This is a genomic window from Murinocardiopsis flavida (genome assembly GCF_003014485.1).
GTDB classification, from domain to species: domain Bacteria; phylum Actinomycetota; class Actinomycetes; order Streptosporangiales; family Streptosporangiaceae; genus Murinocardiopsis; species Murinocardiopsis flavida.
The window spans coordinates 215550-234618 of record NZ_PYGA01000012.1 but is presented as its reverse complement, the minus strand read 5'-3'; the positions used below and the strand labels follow the sequence as shown (position 1 = coordinate 234618).

Annotated in this window: 18 protein-coding genes, 1 tRNA gene and 1 pseudogene; 6 read left to right on the top strand and 14 right to left on the bottom strand. The window is 71.2% G+C overall.

Translation table 11 applies throughout. The features are described from left to right. A partial coding sequence (locus CLV63_RS17985) for a serine hydrolase domain-containing protein (RefSeq protein WP_146165595.1) occupies positions 1-523 on the bottom strand: 523 nt, incomplete at its 3' end. Positions 524-595: 72 nt separating this feature from the next. Here CLV63_RS17985 and CLV63_RS17980 point away from each other — a divergent pair. Next, the gene (locus CLV63_RS17980; protein WP_106584290.1) at positions 596-1234 is read left to right on the top strand and encodes a TetR/AcrR family transcriptional regulator; all 639 of its coding nucleotides are present in this window, start codon (positions 596-598) and stop codon (positions 1232-1234) included. A 374-nt stretch (positions 1235-1608) separates the two neighbouring features. Here the strand turns inward: CLV63_RS17980 and CLV63_RS17975 are convergent. Both CLV63_RS17975 and CLV63_RS17970 read right to left on the bottom strand, forming a co-directional pair. Then, positions 1609-1697: transfer RNA gene (locus tag CLV63_RS17975), tRNA-Ser, on the bottom strand. 52 nt (positions 1698-1749) lie between these two features. Next, positions 1750-2268, bottom strand: coding sequence for a SigE family RNA polymerase sigma factor (locus CLV63_RS17970; protein ID WP_245928886.1), 519 nt, complete (start codon positions 2266-2268; stop codon positions 1750-1752). Between the two features lie 451 nt (positions 2269-2719). Here CLV63_RS17970 and CLV63_RS17965 point away from each other — a divergent pair, with 451 nt between their 5' ends. Beyond that, complete coding sequence (locus CLV63_RS17965; protein ID WP_106584288.1) at positions 2720-3181, top strand: hypothetical protein; 462 nt, start codon at positions 2720-2722, stop codon at positions 3179-3181. Between the two features lie 6 nt (positions 3182-3187). Here the strand turns inward: CLV63_RS17965 and CLV63_RS17960 are convergent, their stop codons facing one another. Next, on the bottom strand, positions 3188-4381 hold the full coding sequence (locus CLV63_RS17960) for an ATP-binding protein (RefSeq protein WP_106584287.1): 1194 nt from the start codon (positions 4379-4381) through the stop codon (positions 3188-3190). 400 nt (positions 4382-4781) lie between these two features. Further along, complete coding sequence (locus CLV63_RS17955; protein ID WP_106584286.1) at positions 4782-5468, bottom strand: hypothetical protein; 687 nt, start codon at positions 5466-5468, stop codon at positions 4782-4784. A 128-nt stretch (positions 5469-5596) separates the two neighbouring features. On the opposite strand from CLV63_RS17955, the gene hisC reads away from it, so the two are divergent. After that, on the top strand, positions 5597-6676 hold the full coding sequence (hisC, locus tag CLV63_RS17950; protein WP_106584285.1) for a histidinol-phosphate transaminase: 1080 nt from the start codon (positions 5597-5599) through the stop codon (positions 6674-6676). Positions 6677-6772: 96 nt separating this feature from the next. Here hisC and CLV63_RS17945 read toward each other — a convergent pair whose 3' ends face one another. From CLV63_RS17945 to CLV63_RS17935, 3 genes are all read right to left on the bottom strand, one after another. Continuing rightward, positions 6773-8020 (bottom strand): transcriptional regulator, encoded by a 1248-nt coding sequence (locus CLV63_RS17945; protein ID WP_106584284.1) that lies wholly within the window; start codon positions 8018-8020, stop codon positions 6773-6775. Positions 8021-8284: 264 nt separating this feature from the next. Beyond that, a complete protein-coding gene (gene murA / locus CLV63_RS17940) occupies positions 8285-9580 on the bottom strand; it encodes a UDP-N-acetylglucosamine 1-carboxyvinyltransferase (protein ID WP_106584283.1) in 1296 nt (431 codons plus the stop codon). A gap of 341 nt (positions 9581-9921) precedes the next feature. Then, positions 9922-10830, bottom strand: a complete 909-nt coding sequence (locus CLV63_RS17935) for a phosphoribosylaminoimidazolesuccinocarboxamide synthase (RefSeq protein ID WP_106584282.1) — start codon at positions 10828-10830, stop codon at positions 9922-9924. A 205-nt stretch (positions 10831-11035) separates the two neighbouring features. Here CLV63_RS17935 and CLV63_RS17930 point away from each other — a divergent pair, with 205 nt between their 5' ends. Further along, positions 11036-12307: a serine hydrolase domain-containing protein gene (locus CLV63_RS17930; protein WP_106584281.1), complete on the top strand. Its 1272-nt coding sequence runs from the start codon at positions 11036-11038 to the stop codon at positions 12305-12307. A gap of 42 nt (positions 12308-12349) precedes the next feature. On the opposite strand, the gene purB is transcribed toward CLV63_RS17930, so the two are convergent. The 4 genes from purB to CLV63_RS17910 all read right to left on the bottom strand — a co-directional run bounded on the left by purB (position 12350) and on the right by CLV63_RS17910 (position 15339). Beyond that, entirely contained in the window at positions 12350-13657 is a 1308-nt protein-coding gene (purB, locus tag CLV63_RS17925) for an adenylosuccinate lyase (RefSeq protein ID WP_106584280.1), read from the bottom strand. A gap of 77 nt (positions 13658-13734) precedes the next feature. After that, entirely contained in the window at positions 13735-14607 is an 873-nt protein-coding gene (locus CLV63_RS17920) for a helix-turn-helix domain-containing protein (protein ID WP_106584279.1), read from the bottom strand. Further along, a complete protein-coding gene (locus tag CLV63_RS17915; RefSeq protein WP_106584278.1) occupies positions 14604-15152 on the bottom strand; it encodes a DUF6879 family protein in 549 nt (182 codons plus the stop codon). The genes CLV63_RS17920 and CLV63_RS17915 overlap by 4 nt, the downstream gene beginning before the upstream one ends. Beyond that, on the bottom strand, positions 15136-15339 hold the full coding sequence (locus CLV63_RS17910) for a hypothetical protein (protein WP_106584277.1): 204 nt from the start codon (positions 15337-15339) through the stop codon (positions 15136-15138). Before CLV63_RS17910 ends, CLV63_RS17915 begins: the two co-directional genes overlap by 17 nt. 354 nt (positions 15340-15693) lie before the next feature. Between CLV63_RS17910 and CLV63_RS33610 the strand changes: the two genes are divergently transcribed. Together CLV63_RS33610 and CLV63_RS35260 are read left to right on the top strand one after the other, a co-directional pair. Beyond that, complete coding sequence (locus CLV63_RS33610; RefSeq protein WP_170134254.1) at positions 15694-15837, top strand: hypothetical protein; 144 nt, start codon at positions 15694-15696, stop codon at positions 15835-15837. Beyond that, positions 15837-16178 (top strand): annotated as a pseudogene (locus CLV63_RS35260) (MvdC/MvdD family ATP grasp protein); the annotation flags it as partial. The gene CLV63_RS33610 and the pseudogene CLV63_RS35260, both read left to right, overlap by 1 nt. Before the next feature lie 112 nt (positions 16179-16290). Here CLV63_RS35260 and purD read toward each other — a convergent pair. Next, positions 16291-17544 (bottom strand): phosphoribosylamine--glycine ligase, encoded by a 1254-nt coding sequence (gene purD, locus CLV63_RS17905; protein ID WP_106584276.1) that lies wholly within the window; start codon positions 17542-17544, stop codon positions 16291-16293. A 49-nt stretch (positions 17545-17593) separates the two neighbouring features. Next, positions 17594-18877: an adenylosuccinate synthase gene (locus CLV63_RS17900; RefSeq protein WP_106584275.1), complete on the bottom strand. Its 1284-nt coding sequence runs from the start codon at positions 18875-18877 to the stop codon at positions 17594-17596. Positions 18878-19069 lie beyond the last annotated feature (192 nt).

Genomic DNA, 19069 nt, shown 5'->3' with positions numbered 1-19069 from the left:
CCAGGGCCTCGACCCGCTCCGCGGGCCGGGGGCACCGGTCGCCGTCGCAGTCGGCGACCGCGACGGCCGACTCCTCCGGCAGGCCGGAGGTCTGGCTGAGGAGGTGGCGCACCGTCACCCGGGACGCGTGGCCGGGGCCGCCGAAGGCGAATTCGGGGACCCATTCGGTGACCGGGTCGTCCAGGTCGAGTGGGCCCTGCTCGACCAGTGCCATGACGGCGGTGGCGGCGACGGGCTTGGCCACCGACCCCCACAGGAACGGGGTCTCGGGCGTGACGGGGTCGCCGCGCCCGTCCGTCCCCCAGGCTCGCCGGTGCAGCGGACCGTCGGGGCCGACCACGGCGTAGGCCAGGCCCGGCGTGCCCATCTCCGCCATCCGGCCGCGCACGTACCGGTCGATGTCCGCGTACCGGCCGGAGTCCGCAGCGGGTTCCTCGGCTGCGGCCGGCGGGCCGCTTCCGAGGCAGAGCAGCACGGCCGCGCATGCGGCGGCGCACCGGACGAGGAGGGGGAGGGGCGGCATGGGCGACCTTCGGGACGGAGCGAATAACCGTATGGACGTATTACATTAACCATATCCTGATACGGTTATCAAGTGCCCAGGACCGCGGACCACGACCAGCGCCGCCGCCAGATCGCCGATGCCGTCTGCGCGCTCATCGCCGAACACGGCCTCGACGCCGTGACCGTCGCGCGGACGGCCGCAACGGCGGGCATGTCCGTCGGCCTGGTCCAGCACTACTTCCGCACCAAGGACGCCATGCTCCTGCACGCCTTCACGGAGGTGGACGCGCGGATCCGCGGCAGGATCGGCGCGCACGCGCAGGAGGGGACGGCGCACCGGCGCCCCATCGCGCGCATCATGGCCGAGGCGATGGCAGAACTCGTCCCCCTCGACGAGGTCCGCCGCACGGAGTTCCGCGTCGCACGGGCCTTCGCGGGACGGGCGCTGGACGCGCCCGCTCTCGCCCGGGTCGACATCGAGACCGCGCACGCGCTGCGGGCGGACGCCGCCCGCGCCATCCGCAACGGGATGGAGTGCGGCGAGGTCGCCGAGGACGTCGCCCCCGGGCCCGCCGCGGCTCGCCTCACCGCTGTGGTCGAAGGGCTGGCGATGCAGGTCTACCGCGACCCCGCCGGGGTTGACGGGCTGTCGGCGGCGGAGTTCACGTCAGCGGTCATCGACGCCGAGCTGGCCGCGGTCTTCACCGGAGAGTGTCGCCAGTACGGATGACACGGCTCCGGCGGCACGCGGGAACGCAGCGGTCCGACGGCCTTCGAGCGCCTATCGGGCGGCACATCACCCACAGAGCGCAGTCATGGCGGGCTCGGACGCCTCCCCGCGGGCCCTTGAGATGGGCACTGCGGGGAACGGGCCCGCTCTTCGCCGAGGCGTGCGAGGCACCCGGAGTCCGGGGGCGGACCGGTCGGTGACGGGCGGTGCTGGTCCACGATCGACTTCTTCGGCCCCGGCCCCGTCGAGTTCCCGGCATGGCCCACGGCCGCCCTGGGCTTGGCTCGAACCCATGGCACTCACGCCGCGCTCACACAGCCATCGGGAGCACACGAAAGGGGCCCCTCGTTCAATGAGAGACCCCTCGCGAACTGCGGAGGATCGGGGATTTGAACCCCGGAGAGCGTTGCCACTCAACCGCATTAGCAGTGCGGCGCCATCGACCGGACTAGGCGAATCCTCCTGGCTGGGCCAAGCGTACGAGACCCGTGCTCGCAGCGCAAAACGAAATGCGGTCAGGTGGTGGCGCGCTCGATGGCGAGGTCGGCGTCGTGGCGGAGTTTGCCGACCGCGCGGGAGACCGTGCTCTTCACGGTGCCGACGCTCACACCGAGGCGTTCGGCGACCTCGGCCTCTGTGAGGTCCTCGTAGTAGCGCAGGACCACCGTGATGCGCTGCCGGTCGGGCAGCCTGCCGATCGCGCGGCCGACGACGTCGGCGAGGTCGGTCTGCCAGGTGAGGTCGTCGACCCGCTGCTCGGGGATCTCGTCGGTGGGGAAGACGTCGAGGCGCCTGCGCCGCCACTCCGAGATCTGGGTGTTCACCATGGCCCGGCGGACGTAGCCGTCGCGTGCGTTGGGGCTGCTGATGCGCTCCCATGCGAAGAAGGTCTTGACCAGGGCCGCCTGCAAGAGGTCCTCGGCGTCGGCGTGGTTCTTGGTGAGCGATCGGGCGATGCGCAGGAGCACCGCGCCGCGGTCCTCGACATAGCGAGAGAACTCCTCGTACCTGGTCGGACTCCCTGCACCAGCCACACGATCACCGTTCCGCGCTCTCGGGCGCGTGCCGTCCCTGCTCACCATGCCTGCTCGGGCTGGTCATCGCGCGTTCATCAGCCTTGCACGGACGGTGTAATCGGTGGCCCTGTCCAGCCCTAATTCCTGACAAACGGGACGCCGGGGGTGCCGAGGGGGCCACGGGGCGCCGGGCGCGAGCGCCGGGCCGGGGTTATGGCGATGTATAGCTGATTCTAGGAATGCTGCTAGAGGACGGTAGAAAGCGCGATTCGCGCATTCGCGGTCGTGGCCGGACTCGGCCGTCGCGCCCGTCGGGGTCCGCGGCGGTGGCGCCACGCTGGCCGCTCTGTGTGCCCCCGGCCGTCACCGCCGCAGCAGGGGCCTCCGGCCGGATCAGGACACCGGAAATCCGTTGCTCTTTTTTGTGCCGTCGGCGAACTATGAAGCAAATTTCGATTGGAGCATTGAAATGTGGCAGAAGATCGCGGCAATCGCTCTCGCATCGATTTCCATGAGCGCGGGGATGATCGCCGTCGCGGCGCCCGCCTCGGCCGGCCCCACCCCCGAAACCTCCGCCCTGACGTGGATCAACGAGAGCCAGGTCCTGGCCACCACCAACCGGCAGACCGCCGCGTCGACGGGGACGACGGTCGGCACCGTCCAGGTTCGCTACGGCAATTATCAGGGGCGCCAGCACGGCTGGGGGCGCATTCTGAATCCGCGGCAGGGCTACAGTCTCGTCTTCGAGGTGGACACCAACGGCGACCGTGTGCGCGACGAGGCCGCCACGAAGTATCTGACGGGCGGTACCGCTCATACCTGGGGGGCGCCCACCTCCTCCAGTAGTGCCCGTGCCTTCCGCGCGTGCGTGCTCGCTCCCTCGCAGCCCCCCTCGTGTTCGGAGACCATCAACCGCACCGGTTGGTGGTAGGGGCCGCTACTCGGGGCGGCGGCGGAGGAAGTCGCCGAAGTGGGGGACGGTGAAGGCGATCTGGCCGCGCTCGGCGCTGTAGATGAGCCCCTTCTTGATGAGGCTGTCGCGCGCGGGGGAGAGGCTGGACGGGCGGCGGCCCAGTGACGCGGCGACCTCGGTGGTGGCGACGGGGTCGTCGCCCAGCGCGGCCATGGCGCGCATGTAGTCGCGCTCGGCGGGGGTGGCGCGCTCGAACCGGCTGCCGAAGAAGCCCACCGCCAGCTCCTCCTCGGCCTCGGGCGCGGCGACCTTGACGTCCTCGGCGGTGATGGGGCTGTGCAGGGCGAGGTCCCAGGTGACCTTGCCGTACGCCTGGACGAAGTAGGGATAGCCGTCGGAGGCGTCGTAGAGGGCTTGCAAGGCGTCGGGCTCGAAGCCGACGTTCTCGAGCAGCGCCGGTGCGGTGAGGGCGTGGTCGGCCGCGCTGCGGGCCAGGCGGTCGATGCGCGTATAGCGGAACAGGCGCTCGGAGTAGCTCTTGCTGGCGGAGAGCACGGCCGGCAGGTGCGGCAGCCCGGCGCCCACGACGATGAGCGGCCCGCCGACCTGGGAGAGTTCGTGGCAGGCCGTGCACAGCGCGGAGATGTCGTCAGGCGGGACGTCCTGCATCTCGTCGATGAAGACGGCGACGCCGACACCGAGGTCGGTGGCGATGGACGAGGCGTCGACGAACAGCTCGACGAGGTCGATCTCCAGGTCACCGGAATCGGCCCGGCCGCGCACCGCCGGCGCCTCGATGCCCGGCTGCCAGCGCGGACCGCCCTTGCCGCCTTTGCCGGCGGACTCGGGGGCCGCCTGGGCGAACGCCTTGAGCACGCCGAGCACGTGCTCGATGCGCTCGGGCGCCCGGTGCCGCGGCGCGAGTTCGCGCAGCGCCATGTGCAGCGCCGCGGCGACCGGGCGCCGGATGGACTGGTCGGGCCGGGCCTCGATCTTGCCGGTGCCCCACATGCGCTGGATGGCGAGGGAGCGGAAGGTGTTGAGCATGACGGTCTTGCCCACGCCGCGGAGCCCGGTGAGGACCATGCTGCGCTCGGGGCGGCCGCGCGCCACGCGTTCGAGGACGACTTCGAACTGCTGGACCTCGCGCTCGCGGCCGGCGAGCTCGGGCGGGCGCTGGCCCGCGCCCGGGGCGTAGGGGTTGCGCACGGGGTCCATGGCATTGGACTCTATACGGCTCTCTAGTGCCGCCTCTAGAGATCGGTAGAAAGCCGCAGACGAGCGCGCCGCCCAGTCGAGGCCGCGCAGCGCCCGGCGGTCGTGCGAGCGTGTGTGGGGGACACGCCCCTCCCTCGCTGGCCTCGCCGCCGAAGGGCCGGCGGCGAGTGCTGCAATGGCCATACTCCCCTCCCTCGTCGAACGCTTGTTCGACAAGGACGACTGTAGGGCATTGGGACGGTGTGCGCCAGTCCGCGGCTCACCGTGCGTGCCGCGCGGGTCGCAGGGCGCACGGGGTCGCGCAAGCGGTCGTACACGCGGCGGTGCAGGCGCTCGCACACGGGGTCACGCAGGCGGTGGCGCACGGGCGGCGTGCGGGGATCCCGTGGCCGGAACCCCGTCAGGACAGCACCTCGGACTCGCGCTCGACGGCGGCCTCGGTGAACTCGCGCAGCATCTCCTCGGCGTCCTCCGGGCCCAGGACGGTGGTCGTGCCGAGGTACTCGCCGTGGCGGTAGACCAGGTTGTACATCTTGACGCGCTGCTTCCCGACCTTGGTCTCCACCAGGAAGGCCCGGGACTCCTCGCCGAAGGTGGGCAGGTCCAGCGTCCGCATCGAGTAGGTGCTCTTCGTGCCGTTGGCCGAGGTCGACTGGTAGGCCGAGCAGTCCTTAGGGGGGTTGATGTCGAGCGCCTTCTTCGCCGGCTCGCCGGGCAGGTGGACCAGCATGTGCGTGATGGTGGTGCGCCCCGTGGAGAAGGTCGCCAGCGAGGTGGGTGCCGAGCGCACCTCCTTCAGGCCGCCCCACTGGTTCACGGCGTCCAGGCAGGCGGGCTTGTCGAGGGTGGTGGCCTCGCGCAGCTTCTCGGTCTGCTGCACGGTGTCGAGCTTCGCGTAGGCGCCCGACTCGGTCTGGTCCGGGACGGGCTTGGTGCCGCTGAACTCGGTGAGCTGCGCCTCGCCGAGGTCGGTGGCCGTGACCCCTGCGCCCTGCACTCCGCCGGACCCGCACCCCGCGAGTGCGGCGAGTACGACGGCGCTCAGTGCGAGTGTGGTCGCTGTGCGTGGCTTGCGGGGGTGCTCCATGGTGCTGCTTCCTGTTCTGTGCGATATTGCGGCTGGGGTACTCGGTCGGGATCAGCAGGCGTGTTAGCTGTGTGTAGCTCAACGGTCGCACTGAGTGCCTAAGGTTCGAGTATCGAGGAAGGACAGCGGTGTCGGAGCGGATTTCGCCATATTTCAGGTCCGTACTCGGGTCGATCCCGCCGTACCGGCCCGGGCGCAAGGTCGAAGGGCCCGGCGGCCGGTCGGCGAAGCTCTCCTCCAACGAGTCGCCGTACGGCCCGCTCCCGGCGGTACGCGAGGCGGTCGCCGCCGCGGCGGCCGAGCTCAACCGGTACCCCGACAGCGGCGCCACCGAGCTGACCGAGGCCATCGCCGGGCGCTTCGGCGTCCCTGCCGACCACGTGGCCGTGGGCGCCGGATCCGTCGGCGTCCTCCAGCAGCTGCTGGAGACCGCCGCCGAGCCCGGGGCCGAGGTCTGCTACGCCTGGCGCTCGTTCGAGGCCTATCCGCTGCTCGCCGGGCTGTCCGGCGCCACAGCGGTCGAGGTGCCGCTGCGCGACGAGGTGCACGACCTCGACGCGATCGCCGCCGCCATCACCGACCGCACCCGGCTCGTGTTCGTGTGCAACCCCAACAACCCCACCGGCACCGTGGTCCGCGAATCCGAGCTGACCGCGTTCCTCGACCGGGTCCCCGACCACGTCCTGGTCGTCCTCGACGAGGCGTACCGCGAGTACGTGCGCGACACCGACGTCCCCGACGGCCTCCGGCTGTACCGCGACCGCCCCAACGTCGCGGTCCTGCGCACCTTCTCCAAGGCCTACGGCCTCGCAGCGCTGCGCGTCGGGTTCCTCATCGGGCACCCGCACGTCGCCGAGGCCGTCCGCAAGACGATGGTGCCGTTCGCCGTCAACCACCTCGCCCAGTCGGCGGCGATCGCGTCGCTCGCGGCAGAGGACGAGCTGCTGGAACGCGTCGAGGCGACCGTCAAGGAGCGCGAGCGGGTCCGCGACGCCCTGCTCGCCGACGGCTGGTCGGTCCCGCACACCGAGGCCAACTTCGTCTGGCTGCGCCTCGGCGAGCAGACCATGGACTTCGCGGCGGCGTGCGAGCGCGCCGGGGTGGCGGTCCGCCCGTTCGCGGGCGAGGGCGCGCGCGTCAGCATCGGCGCGCCCGACGACAACGACGCGTTCCTCGCGGTCGCCGTCGAGTTCCCCGGGCGCAACTGACCGGGCGGGCCCGCATAGCCCGGCCGCCGGGCCGCTCGACCGCCCCGGACCGTCCGCCGGACTACCCGATCGCCCGCTCCCGGTCCGTCCGCCGGGCTACTTGACCGCGCGGTCGAGCTTCTCGACGATCAGCCGGTAGAGCTGGCGCGGCCGCCCCGGTTGCAGCGTGCGGTTGGGCGGCAGCGGCCACGCAAGTCCCTCTTCGACAAGGGTCCGCAGCAGCCGCCGCGCCGTGCGCGGGGTGACTCCGAGCATGCGGCCGGCGTTCTCGGCGTCGACCACCAGCGGCGCCTCCTCCTCGGCGATCTTCTCCGACAGCCGAAGCAGGGTCTCGCGCCCCTTGGTGCGCAGCGGCTCGGCGCCCCCGGGCCGCTGTGGCGCGCGCTGCGCCGGGACAAGGGAGCGGCCTTCGCGGTCGACGGCGAAGCTCTGGCGGCTCGCCTGTGCCCGGTTCAGCGCCGCACGGGCGTGCGCTTCGGCGTCCTGGGTCGTGCGGCCCATGCCGATGCCGACCTCGATGGCGATGCCGAGCTCGGTCTTGATGCGCTCGACGAACGGCGGCTGCCGGAAGCCCTCGGTCGCCGCGACGAGCGACCCCCGCGTGGCGGTGATCATGAACGTGTGGTCGTCGACCGGGTGCGCCGTGGCGTTGATGCGGTGCGCCTCCTGGAGCAGCAGCCGGTGCAGCGACAGCCGCAGCTCGTCGCGCCAGTAGCGGGGTGTCGAGCGCCGAGTGGAGTCGCGCAGGGTCGGGACGTCCACGACCACCACCCCGAGCTGGGCCTCCTCCAGCCGGTGGTGCGCGCCGAGCAGGCCGGCGGTCTGGAGGGCGCTGCGCACGCCGGAGTTGGTGGGCCGCAGCCGGATCGTCGGCACCCCGATGGCGTCGAGCCGCTCGGCGACCCCGCGCACGCAGGTGATGGCCATCTTGGTGGCCTTGCGCCGCCACAGCCCCTCGTGGAAGGACGTGAGCTGGCCGGTGCTCAGCAGCTCCTCGTGGACCTGGATGCCGTCGACGGGGAGGTCCACCTCGGAGTACGCCTCGACCACATCGGTGCGGCCGAGCACGTCCAGGCTCGCGCGCGTGGGGTCGAACCGGTCGTCGAGCGTGGCCCGCAGCAGCGCCTCGTGCAGGCTGGCCCCGCCGAGCGGGACGTAGGTGGCCGGCATGGTCAGCACCCCGGCCTTACGCGCGTACTCGTAGGGGACCGGGCTCGCGAACAGGTAGGCGTCGATCGCGGACCCGAGCCGCAGAACCTTGTCGGTGGCCTCTTGCTCGTCTCGATACGCGGCGGCGATGAGTCTGGCGTTCAGGGGTCCCGTGGACCCGGGGCCCATCAGCATGACCCGCTCGACGACCTCATGCGGCCCAATGACACCAATTGTCAAATCGCCAGTACGCTGCGCACTCACCTCGGGCTGCTCCCCGCTACCACTTCACGCTCTTCACTATGTGCGCCCACTGGTCCCCGACCCGGTTCTTCGTCACGGCATGGTTGCCGAGATCGTACCCATTGTGCGGGGCCTATGAAGATCGTTTCCCGCAGAACGTCGAACAGCCGGGCGGATGTTCGTGCGTCCGCCCGGCATGAACTGGACGTTCGGGTACTAGGCGGTTTCCTCGCGCACGATGTCGGCACCGAGCGCGGCAAGGCGCGTTCCGAACTGAGAGTGACCGCGGTCGACCGGGTAGCCGGGGGACACGACGGTCTCGCCCTCGGCGACCAGCCCGGCCAGCACGACGGCCGCACCGCTGCGGAGGTCGTGGGCGACGACGTCGGCGCCGATCAGCTCGGTGGGCCCGTAGACGATGACGCGGGTGCCGTCGACCTCGATCTTGGCCCCCATCTTGGTCAACTCGTCGACCAGCGCGAACCGGCCGTCGTAGATGGCCTCGTGGATGTAGCTCTCGCCCTCGGCGAGGGTCGCCAGCGCCATGAGCGGCGACTGGAGGTCGGTGGCGAATCCGGGGTACGGGGAGGTCACCGCGTTGATCGGACGCAGCGGCACCGCGGGGTCGCGGTGGACGTGCAGCACGGCGCCCTGCTGGGCGAACTGCACGCCCATCTGCTCCATCTTCCAGCGCGCGACGCCCAGGTGCTCCAGTTTCGCGCCGACGAGGCTGACGTCGCCGCCGGTGGCGGCAGCCATCATCGCGAACACGCCGGCGTCGATCCGGTCGGACATGATCGTGTGCTCGACGGCCGTGAGCTCCTCGACACCGGTGACGGTGATGTGGCCGGTGCCGCCGCCGTGGATCTGCGCGCCCATGCGGGTGAGGAACCGGATGACGTCCAGCACCTCGGGCTCCAGCGCGACGTGGTCGATGACCGTGGTCCCTGGCGCCAGCGCCGCCGCCATGATCAGGTTCTCGGTGCCGGTGTGCGAGGGCGTGTCGAGGTAGAGGTGGCCGCCCCTGAGGTTGCCCGCCTCGACGGTGATGTGGTTGCGGTCCTCGTCCTCGGTGACCTCGGCGCCCAGGCGCGCGAAGCCGCGGTAGTGGAAGTCGAGGTTGCGGCTGCCGAGGTTGCAGCCGCCCACGCCCTCGATGCGGGCGTGGCCCATGCGGTGCATCAGCGCGGGCACGAAGAGAACGGAGCCGCGGAACCGGGAGGCGATATCGGCCGGCAGCACGGCGCGCTCGGGGTCGCCGATCTCGGAGGCGTCGATGACGATCGTGCGCTCGGCGACGTGGAACTCGGTCCTGGCGCCGATGTGCTCGGCGAGGTCGAGCGCGCGGTGGACGTCCTCGATGTCGGGGACGTTGCGCAGGACGGTGCGCCCCTTCGAGGCGAGCAGAGCGGCGCCGATCATGGGCAGAACGGCGTTCTTCGCGCCCTGGACGAATGCGGTCCCGTTCAGGGGACGGCCGCCGCGGACGCGGTAGCGAACCTCCTGGCTCATGCGCTCAAGCTCCTTCCTGGTGCGGTACTGCTGGTGCGGGACTGCGAAAATGCGACTCGGCGGGGGCCTTGTGCTCGGCGCGCTGCGCGATGCGGGGGTGTCGGTCGGCGGGCCGCCGTGCGGCGGGCGGCCCTGCGGAAACAACGAGGGCGGCGCCCGGACGTCCCGGTCGGTCCATTGGGTCGGAGGGCGCCGCCGGAGAACGGTCGGCCGACTGTGCGTGCGGGGCGCACCGGGTGCTTCCGGTGTGCTTTCGCGCAGGGAGCAGCCCCTTCACCGCGGGAACATCCTCACTGTACGTCCTGGGACCGCCGCGGCACACCACCACCGGGCCGGTTTTGTCAGCCGAGGTCGGGGCGCTCCCCGGTGAGCCGTTCGTAGGCCTCGACGTACTTCTCGCGGGTCCGCGCCACCACGTCGGCGGGCAGCGGCGGCGGGGGCGCGCCGCCCGCGGGGTCCCACTCGGCAGCGGGCGAGGTGAGCCAGTCGCGGATGTACTGCTTGTCGAACGACGGCTGCGGACGGCCGGGCGCCCAGCCCTCGGCCGGCCAGAACCGGGAGGAGTCGGGGGTGAGCACCTCGTCGGCGAGCACCAGCCGGCCGTCGGCGTCGTGCCCGAACTCGAACTTGGTGTCGGCGAGCAGGATGCCCCGCTCCTCGGCGACGGCGCGGCCCCGCGCGTAGATCGCGAGCGTGCGGTCGCGCAGCTCCGCGGCGAGGCCGGCGCCGTGGCGGGCGGCGACGGCCGCGAAGGACACGTTCTCGTCGTGGTCGCCGACCTCGGCCTTGAGCGCGGGGGTGAACACCGGTTCGGCCAGCCGCGACCCGTCGGTCAGCCCCGGCGGCAGTGGGACTTCGCACACGGTCCCGCGCTCGCGGTACTCGGCGAGCCCCGAACCGGTGAGGTAGCCGCGCGCCACGCACTCCACCGGGACCATCGCGAGGTTCCGGCAGACGAGGGTGCGGCCGGCCCAGTCGGCAGGGGCGCCGGGCGGCGGGTCGGTCGAGATCACGTGGTGGCCCACGAGGTCGGCGAGCCGGTCGAACCACCACAGGGACAGCGAGGTCAGCAGCCGCCCCTTGCCGGGGATCTCGGTCGGCAGCACCCAGTCGTAGGCGGAGACCCGGTCGCTGGCGACCAGCACCAGTGCACCGTCGGCGTCGGTGTAGAGGTCGCGGACCTTGCCGGTGTGCACGTGGGTGAGCCCGGGGACCTCGGCGGGGACGGGCGCGGTGACGAAACCGCTCATGAGCCTCTCTCCAGGGCGGGGGCGCGGGCCGGGCGCGGCGCGCGGAGGCGCCCGCCGGTCGGGAGCCATGCTACTGAGCTGGGTGGACGGACGTACCGGCGGACCGGTTGAACCGGATCGGCGCCCGATACGTCTGACACCATTGGTCCCTCTCGCCACAGAGCGACCCCAAAGGGCACGGAACGGACGGATGGACGGTCTACGTATGGCACTCAGCAGGCGCGGTTTCGGCAAGCTGGCCGGGACGGCGGGACTCGGCACCGCACTCGCCGGAACGGTCGCCGCCCCGGCCCCGGCAGCGGCGCGCACCTGGCACATGGGCGGCACCGCGGTCCCCGCGCTGAAGGGCTTCGACGCCACGCTCAAGAAGTTCATGCAGGACCGCGACATCCCCGGCGGCCAGATCGCCGTCACCTACAAGGGGCGGCTCGTCCTCGCGCGCTCCTACGCGTGGACCGCCGACCCCACCCTGCGGTTCGGCCCGACCGCGCTGTTCCGCACCGCCAGCCTGTCCAAGCCGGTCACAGCGGCGGCCGTCAACGTCCTGGTCCGGCGCGGCAAGCTGAAGCTCGCCACCCCGGTCACCGAGATCCTCGACCTCGAACCGCCGTCCGGCCAGACCGCCGACGCGCGGCTGCCCAAGATCACCGTGCAGCGCCTGCTCCAGCACCTCGGCGGCTGGGACCGCGATGTTTCCGGCGACATCACCACCAAGGACGCCGACGTCGCCAAGGTGCTCGGTGTCGAGCTGCCGGTCTCCGAGAAGCAGGTCGTCACCTACGGCGCCGGCAAGGCCCTCGACAACGCGCCCGGCGCCGCCTACGCCTACAGCAACTACGGATACCTGCTCCTCGGCCAGATCATCGAGAAGGTCACCGGGGAGTCCTACGAGGCGTTCGTCAAGCGCGAGGTCTTGAAGCCGGTCGGCATCGACCGGATGCGCCTGGCGCGCTCGCTGAAGGAGCAGGCCGCGCCGACCGAGGTCCCCTATTTCTCGCAGTACAAGGGCACCACCGTGCTCGACCCCTCCGGCGCGAAGGTCGCGGCGCCCTACGGGACGATCCGGCTGGAGACCCGCGACTCCGGCGGCGCCTGGCTGGCCTCGGCGGCCGACCTGGTGCGGTTCGCGTCGATCTTCGACTCCGCCGACTCCGGCGTCCTCGACGCCGCGGCGATCAAGCGGACCTTCGCCACCCCCGAGACCGGGGTCGGCAGCGGCGGCTCCTACTACGGCATGGGCTGGCACGTACGCCCGGTGTCCGGCGGGACCGGGCGCAACACCTGGCACACCGGCAGCCTGCCGGGAACCTCCACCCTGCTGGTGCGGACCTCGCAGAACATGAGCTGGGCGGTGCTGTTCAACCAGCGCGACGACCCCTCGGGGCTGAGCTACACCAGCATCGACGGCGCCATGTGGGACGCCGTCCGCGGAGTCGGCTCGTGGCCGTCGCACGACCTGTTCCCGAAGTACTTCTGACGCCGGGTCGCGGGGGCGGGCGCCGCCCGCCCCCGCTGACGGTCAGGACAGCGACTTCAGCCGGTCGAACACCGGGGCGAGCCGCCGCACGAACCGCTCCGGGCGGCACACCTCGTCGAGCCGGGCCTCGTCGAGGGCCACGCCCCGTTCGGCCGCCCCGGCGCGCAGGGTCTCCCGGAACGGGGTCTCGGTCTCCCAGGTGCGCATCGCCGCGGCCTGGACCAGCGCGTAGACGTCCTCGCGGGACAGCCCGGTCTCGATCAGCTCCGAGACGACGGTCGAGGAGTAGATGAGGCCGTGCGTGGAGTCGAGGTTCACCCGCATCCGGTCGGCGTCGACCACCAGCCCCTTCATCAGCCGGGTGGTGAGGTTGAGCAGGTAGTCGGTCGCGATGGCGGCGTCGGGCAGCGCGATGCGCTCGGTGGAGGAGTGCGAGATGTCGCGCTCGTGCCACAGCGGGATGCCCTCCATGACCGGCACGATCTGGGCGCGGACCACGCGCGCCATGCCGCTGATCCGCTCGGAGATGATCGGGTTCTTCTTGTGCGGCATCGCACTCGAACCCTTCTGCCCCTTGCCGAACGGCTCCCACAGCTCGCGGACCTCGGTGCGCTGGCCGTGCCGCACCTCGATCGCGATGGCCTCGCACACCGTGGCGATGACGGCGAGCGCCGACACCCACTCGGAGATGCCGTCGCGCAGCACCACCTGGGTGGACACGTCGGCCGCGAGCAGGCCCAGCCGCTCCGCGACGTAGGTTTCGACCGCGGGGTCGATGTTGGAGTAGGTGCCGACCGGCCCGGAGATCGCCATGACGCCGACGGCATCGCGGGCGCGCCGCAGCCGGTCGCGGGAGCGGGCCATGCCGAACGCGAAGTCCGCCACCCGGTGCCCCCAGACGTCGGGCTCGCCGTGGATGCCGTGGGTGCGGCCCACCCGCAGGGTGGCCGCGTGCTCGATGGCGTGGTCGCGCAGCACCGCCACCAGGGTGTCGGCCTTCTCCAGCAGGATGTCGGTGGCCTCGACCAGCTGCGCCGCGAGAGCGGTGTCGAGCAGGTCGGAGGAGGTCATACCGAAGTGGACCCACTTCGCCGCATCGCGGGGCTCGGTGTTGTCGGCCCACGCGGTGAGGAACGCGATGACGTCGTGCTGGGTGACCTCCTCGATCTCCCGAACCCGCTCCGGGGTGGGTGGCGGCGCCTGGCGGACGGGCGCAACGGAGTCGGCCGGGATCGTGCCCGCGGCCGCGTGGGCCTCCATGACCAGGGTCTCGACCTGGCACCAGAGCTCGTACTTGTGGGCGTCGCCGAAGACGCGCCCCATCTCGGGAAGGGTGTAACGCTCGATCACCCGCCCATTTTCGCAGGTGCGCCGGGCAGAACGCGCGGCGGTACGCGGACGCCGGACCGGACCGGCGCCGTTCGGCCTCAGCCGCCGGCCAGGCGGCGGTACTCGTCCGCTATACGGCCCAGGTGCGTGTGCGCTGCTGCGCCGAAAGACGCGATCTCTTCCAGACCGCGGAACAACTCGACGTACGTGGCGATGTCCGCGTCGCCGGTCAATGTGGCCGTGGCGGTTTCGGTGCCCACGATGACCGCGTCCTCGTCGTACAGGTGGAAGCCGTGCCGGGGGAACAGCCCTACCGGTGTCGTCCACGGGATCAGGCCGACGTCGAGATTCTCCAGGGAGGCGGCGTCGGCGATCGCCTGGACCTGGTCGGCCATGATCGCGGGCGACCCCGCATGCCATCGCAGCGCGCCCTCGGTCAGCACCAACCGGAACCGTGTCGGGCCGTCGCCGACCGCTTCCCTGCGGTCGCCCCGCGCCGCAACAGCCGCATCGACCTCCTCGGGCGACAGAGACGCACCTGCCGGTGACCCGAACACGCATCGCGCATAGGCCGGGGTCTGCACCAGGCCGGGGACCATGGTGGGCTGGAAGCCGCGCACCAGGGAGGCGGCGGCTTCCAGCCGCTCTACCCGCCGCTGGAACCCGGCGACACCGCGCGACATGATCACCCGCGCCGACGCCTCCTCCCGGAGACCGCGCACCAAGGCGAGGAGTTCGTCCCGCTGTTCGGCGCCGACCTCGTACACGCGGCAGAGCGCGCCGACGTCGTCGGCGGAGGGGAGGAGCAGCCCTCGTTCGATCTTGGAGATCTTGGACTGGGACATGCCGGCGTGCGTCCCGGCCTCGACCCCGCCGAGACCGCGTCGGCGCCGTGCGGCGCGCAGGGCATGCGCCAGCCGGGCACGGTCCGCGGGGCCGCGTCCGGCATCGGATGTCGGAGACTGCGTCATACGGGGTGCTGGTCTCTCCATTCTTCGGGATGACGAGCCCACCAGCTCGCGAACGGTTCCGCCATAGCGACGGCGGCGTCTCGGGCGCACCGATAGCGGTCCGGTTCATCGACGGGCTCGGCCCCGACGAACCTGCTGCTCTCGTCGTAGCGCATCGTGATGGCGTGGCTGTCGTCGATCAGCCAGAAGTCGTGGTCGACGAGCCCGTCGGGTTGGTCTACCTCGGTTGTGTCGATGATCAGAATCTCCTCCCCGGCCGCTGCGTTCGGCACGTAGCCCCATTCGCACTCGTACCTGAGGTAGGCGGTCAGAGGCGTCGAGAGGACGTGCACCCGTTGGCGGCGGATCCCCGCCTCGCGTTCGGCCGCGAGCTTGGCCAGCCACGGGCGCTTGCGCTCGGCCATGGGAGCCGCGTCCCCCTTGAGGTACCGGGCGAAGTCGCCGCCGTCGGAGGCGACCTCGTAGTGATCCAGCAACTCCAAGCGGAAGATCGAACGAGTGGCCCTTGTATCGATGTAGTCGCCCAGTTCAGTCGCTGTAAGCACGCGCGGCCTCCTTGAGGAGGGAAACGGGGATCTCCACAGCGGTTTCCCCGCTGGGGAGGGTGATCTTCGCCAGTTCATCGGCGGCCAGTTCGTAGCCCTGAACGACGATGCTGGCGCGATCGGTCGCAAATACCGTCGGGCAGGTCACGCCATCGGGACATTCTCCAGCGATACGAGTCAGTCGCATGTCTTCACCCCGGGAGGTGCGTCCATCGCGGGTCTGATGTGAAGGTCTTCATGGTGCGGGTTTCTGAATTCACTTGAGGTTACGCTGCATCACTGTATTATTCCAATAATAATGGAATAATGAAATGAGCACCACCTGAGCTACGTGCTGGAGGACCCCGTGACCAGTCGCCCTGATGAGCCCTCCACACCCCCTCCCGCGGGGACTGTTGCCACTGCATCGCCTCCACCGGGGTCAGCTCCCGGATACACGCGGTCCCTCCTGGTCACCTCCCGCGACCGCTTTCCTACCGGGCTTCCTGGACGCCGTGTCCCGATCTCCGATGCCGAGCCCACCAGGCAGCGTCCGTGGGGGATGGGTCATGCGGTGGTCCCGCGCCCCGTGGCGCGCGCCAAGCATGAGAAGCCGACGGAGAACCGGGTCGAGACGCGGCCGACCGAGAACAACATCGACAACAAGATCGAACGCGATACCCAGACGGTGACGGTGACCGACTAGTGGCCGGGACGATCGTGGCCCTCGCAGCCGCCGATGATGGGGACGCGCATTGCGCTGCGGAGGCGGTGCGGCGCCGTGGGCGCTCCGTGTCTTGGTTGGACCTCTCCTGGTTCCCCCAGCGCGCCACCGTGAGTGCCATGCTGACGGAAGACGGCTGGGCAGGTCGCATCGACACACCCGACGCCACGATCGAACTCGCGGACATCGACTCGGTGTACTACCGGAGTGTGCCCCCCTTCCAACCGCCCGAAGGGCTCAGCGAGCCCGAGCACCGGTTCGCGGTGGTCGAAGCCCGATTCGGGATCGGCGGCATCCTCACCTCGCTGCCCGCCCGATGGGTCTCGCACCCGTCTGCGGTGGCCGATGCCGAGTACAAGCCGGTACAACTGGCAGCGGCGGCGCGCGCGGGCTTCACGATTCCCCCGGTATGGCTGGGCACCGCGGGCCCGGGGGTCAGGTCTGGTCGGCGGCGGCCTTCTCGGCGATGTCGGTGCGGTGGTGGGAGCCGCGGAGGTCGATGCGGGACGCCGCCTCGTAGGCGCGGGCGCGGGCCTGGGCGAGGTCGGTGCCGGTGCCGACGATGTTCAGCACCCGGCCGCCGGCGGACTTGACGTCGCGCAGGCCACTCCACGCCGTGCCGGCGTGCAGCACGTAGGCGCCCTCGACGGCGTCGGCATGGTCGAGGCCGCCGATGAGGTCGCCCTTTGTCGGTTCGCCGGGGTAGCCCTCGGCGGCGACGACCACGGTGACGGCCGCGCCCGGGTGCCATTCGAGGGGGCCGGCGCGGCCGAGCTGGCCGAGGTCGGCCGCCTGGAGCAGGCCGCCGATGGGCGACGCGAGCCGGTCGAGGACCACCTGGGTCTCGGGGTCGCCGAACCGGGCGTTGAACTCCACCACCTTCGGGCCGCGCGAGGTGAGGGCCAGGCCGACGTACAGCAGGCCCTGGTAGCGCAGACCGCGGTCCATCATGGTGCGCAGGGTGGGGTGCACCACCGAGCCCATGACGTCGTCGACGAGGCCCGCGGGGATCCACGGCAGGGGGGCGTAGGCGCCCATGCCGCCGGTGTTGGGCCCTTCGTCGCGGTCGTAGGCGCGCTTGAAGTCCTGCGCCGGCAGCAGCGGGACGGCGTGCACGCCGTCGCTGAGGACGAACAGCGACACCTCGGGGCCGTCGAGGTACTCCTCGATGACCACGCGGCCGCATTCGCGCGCGTGGCGCTCTGCCACTGCGCGGTCGTCGGTGACCACCACGCCCTTGCCGGCCGCCAGGCCGTCGTTCTTCACCACGTAGGGCGGGCCGAACTCGGTCAGCGCCTCGGCGGCCTGCGACGGGGACCGGCACACCCGGAACCGGGCGGTGGGCACACCGGCGGCCTGCATGACCTCCTTGGCGAACGCCTTGGACCCTTCGAGGCGGGCCGCCTCGCTGTCGGGGCCGAAGACGGGGATGCCGCGCCGCCGCAGTTCGTCGGAGACCCCCGCCACCAGGGGGGCCTCGGGCCCGATGACGACCAGTTCGGCGCCGATGCGCGAGGCGAGCTGGGTGACCGCCAGGCCGTCGGTGACGTTGATGACGTGGTTCTCCGCCAGCGCGGAGATGCCCGGGTTCCCCGGAGCGCAGTGCAGGCCGGTGACGCCGGGGTCGAGGGACAACGCTCTGACGAGGGCATGCTCGCGGCCGCCGCCGCCGAGGACCAGGGCTTTCACGTGAGGACCCTTGTTGGTTGTGTGTCTGACAGGGGGTTCCCGGCGCGGATCAGACGAGGGAGCGGAGCTCCAGGGTCTGGTCGCGGCCGGGGCCGACTCCGATGGCGGAGACGGGTGCTCCGGACATCTCCTCCAGAGTACGCACGTAGGTCTGCGCGTTCTTGGGAAGCGCGTCGAAGGACCGCGCCGAGGTGATGTCGTCGGACCAGCCGTCGAGGTACTCGTAGACCGGTACCGCGTGGTGGAAGTCGGTCTGGGTCATGGGGATCTCGTCGTGGCGCACGCCGTCGACGTCGTAGCCCACGCACACCGGGATCCGGTCGAGCCCCGAGAGCACGTCGAGCTTTGTCAGGAAGAAGTCGGTGATGCCGTTGACGCGGGTGGCGTAGCGGGCGATGGGGGCGTCGAACCAGCCGCAGCGGCGGTTGCGCCCGGTGGTGACGCCGTACTCGTGGCCGTGGGTGCGCAGCCAGTCGCCCGACTCGTCCAGGAGCTCGGTGGGGAACGGCCCCGAGCCGACGCGGGTGGTGTAGGCCTTCACGATGCCGACGACCTTGGTGATGCGCGTGGGGCCGATGCCGGCGCCCGTCGCGGCCCCGCCCGCGGTGGGCGAGGACGAGGTGACGAACGGGTAGGTCCCGTGGTCGATGTCGAGCAGGGTGCCCTGGGAGCCTTCGAGGTAGACGGTCTTGCCGGCATCGAGCGCCTTGTTCAGGACGAGGGAGGTGTCGGCCACGTGCGGGCGGAGCAGCTCGGCGTAGCCGAGGAACTCCTCCATGATGGGTTCGAGCTCCAGCGCGCGGCGGTTGTACACCTTGCTGAGGAGCTGGTTCTTGTCGTGGAGGGCGAGCTCGACCTTCTTGCGGAGGATGCCTTCGTCGAACATGTCCTGGACGCGCACGCCCTGCCGGGAGATCTTGTCGGCGTAGGTGGGCCCGATGCCGCGCCCGGTGGTGCCGATGCGGCCCTTGCCGAGGAACCGCTCGCTGACCTTGTCGAGCGCCCGGTGGTAGGGCATGATCAGGTGCGCGTTCGCCGAGATGAGCAGCTTGGAGGTGTCGACGCCGCGCTCGTTCAGGCCGTTGAGCTCCTCGAACAGCACACCGGGGTCGATGACCACGCCGTTGGCGATGACCGGCACCACGCCGGGCGAGAGGATGCCCGAGGGCAGCAGGTGCAGGGCGTACTTCTGGTCGCCGATCACCACGGTGTGCCCGGCGTTGTTGCCGCCCTGGTAGCGCACGACGTAGTCGACCCGGCCGCCGACAAGGTCGGTGGCCTTGCCCTTGCCCTCGTCGCCCCACTGGGCGCCCACGAGTGTGATGGCAGGCATCGGCGTCCACCTCTACTTCGCTCTCGGGTACGGCTGTGGATGGCGGCCGCACATGGCTGAACCCCTGGCGCAAGATCACGACAGGGGCTCTTGCGTATAGAGGCTACACGACCAGGCCGAGAGGTCAGAGGCGCCGGCAGCGGGGTCTGCGGCGGGCGGCCGGTGACACAGCCGCCGACCGGGCGGGTGCGC

Bases quoted from the DNA above. Each gene is read 5' to 3' on its own strand.
- murA (WP_106584283.1), bottom strand. From the start codon at position 9,580: ATGAGCCAGGAGGTTCGCTACCGCGTCCGCGGCGGCCGTCCCCTGAAC.
- CLV63_RS17960 (WP_106584287.1), bottom strand. From the start codon at position 4,381: ATGGACCCCGTGCGCAACCCCTACGCCCCGGGCGCGGGCCAGCGCCCG.
- CLV63_RS17945 (WP_106584284.1), bottom strand. From the start codon at position 8,020: ATGCTGATGGGCCCCGGGTCCACGGGACCCCTGAACGCCAGACTCATC.
- CLV63_RS33610 (WP_170134254.1), top strand. From the start codon at position 15,694: ATGGGTCATGCGGTGGTCCCGCGCCCCGTGGCGCGCGCCAAGCATGAG.
- CLV63_RS17930 (WP_106584281.1), top strand. From the start codon at position 11,036: ATGGCACTCAGCAGGCGCGGTTTCGGCAAGCTGGCCGGGACGGCGGGA.
- CLV63_RS17935 (WP_106584282.1), bottom strand. From the start codon at position 10,830: ATGAGCGGTTTCGTCACCGCGCCCGTCCCCGCCGAGGTCCCCGGGCTC.
- CLV63_RS17920 (WP_106584279.1), bottom strand. From the start codon at position 14,607: ATGACGCAGTCTCCGACATCCGATGCCGGACGCGGCCCCGCGGACCGT.
- CLV63_RS17955 (WP_106584286.1), bottom strand. From the start codon at position 5,468: ATGGAGCACCCCCGCAAGCCACGCACAGCGACCACACTCGCACTGAGC.
- CLV63_RS17900 (WP_106584275.1), bottom strand. From the start codon at position 18,877: ATGCCTGCCATCACACTCGTGGGCGCCCAGTGGGGCGACGAGGGCAAG.
- CLV63_RS17965 (WP_106584288.1), top strand. From the start codon at position 2,720: ATGTGGCAGAAGATCGCGGCAATCGCTCTCGCATCGATTTCCATGAGC.
- CLV63_RS17910 (WP_106584277.1), bottom strand. From the start codon at position 15,339: ATGCGACTGACTCGTATCGCTGGAGAATGTCCCGATGGCGTGACCTGC.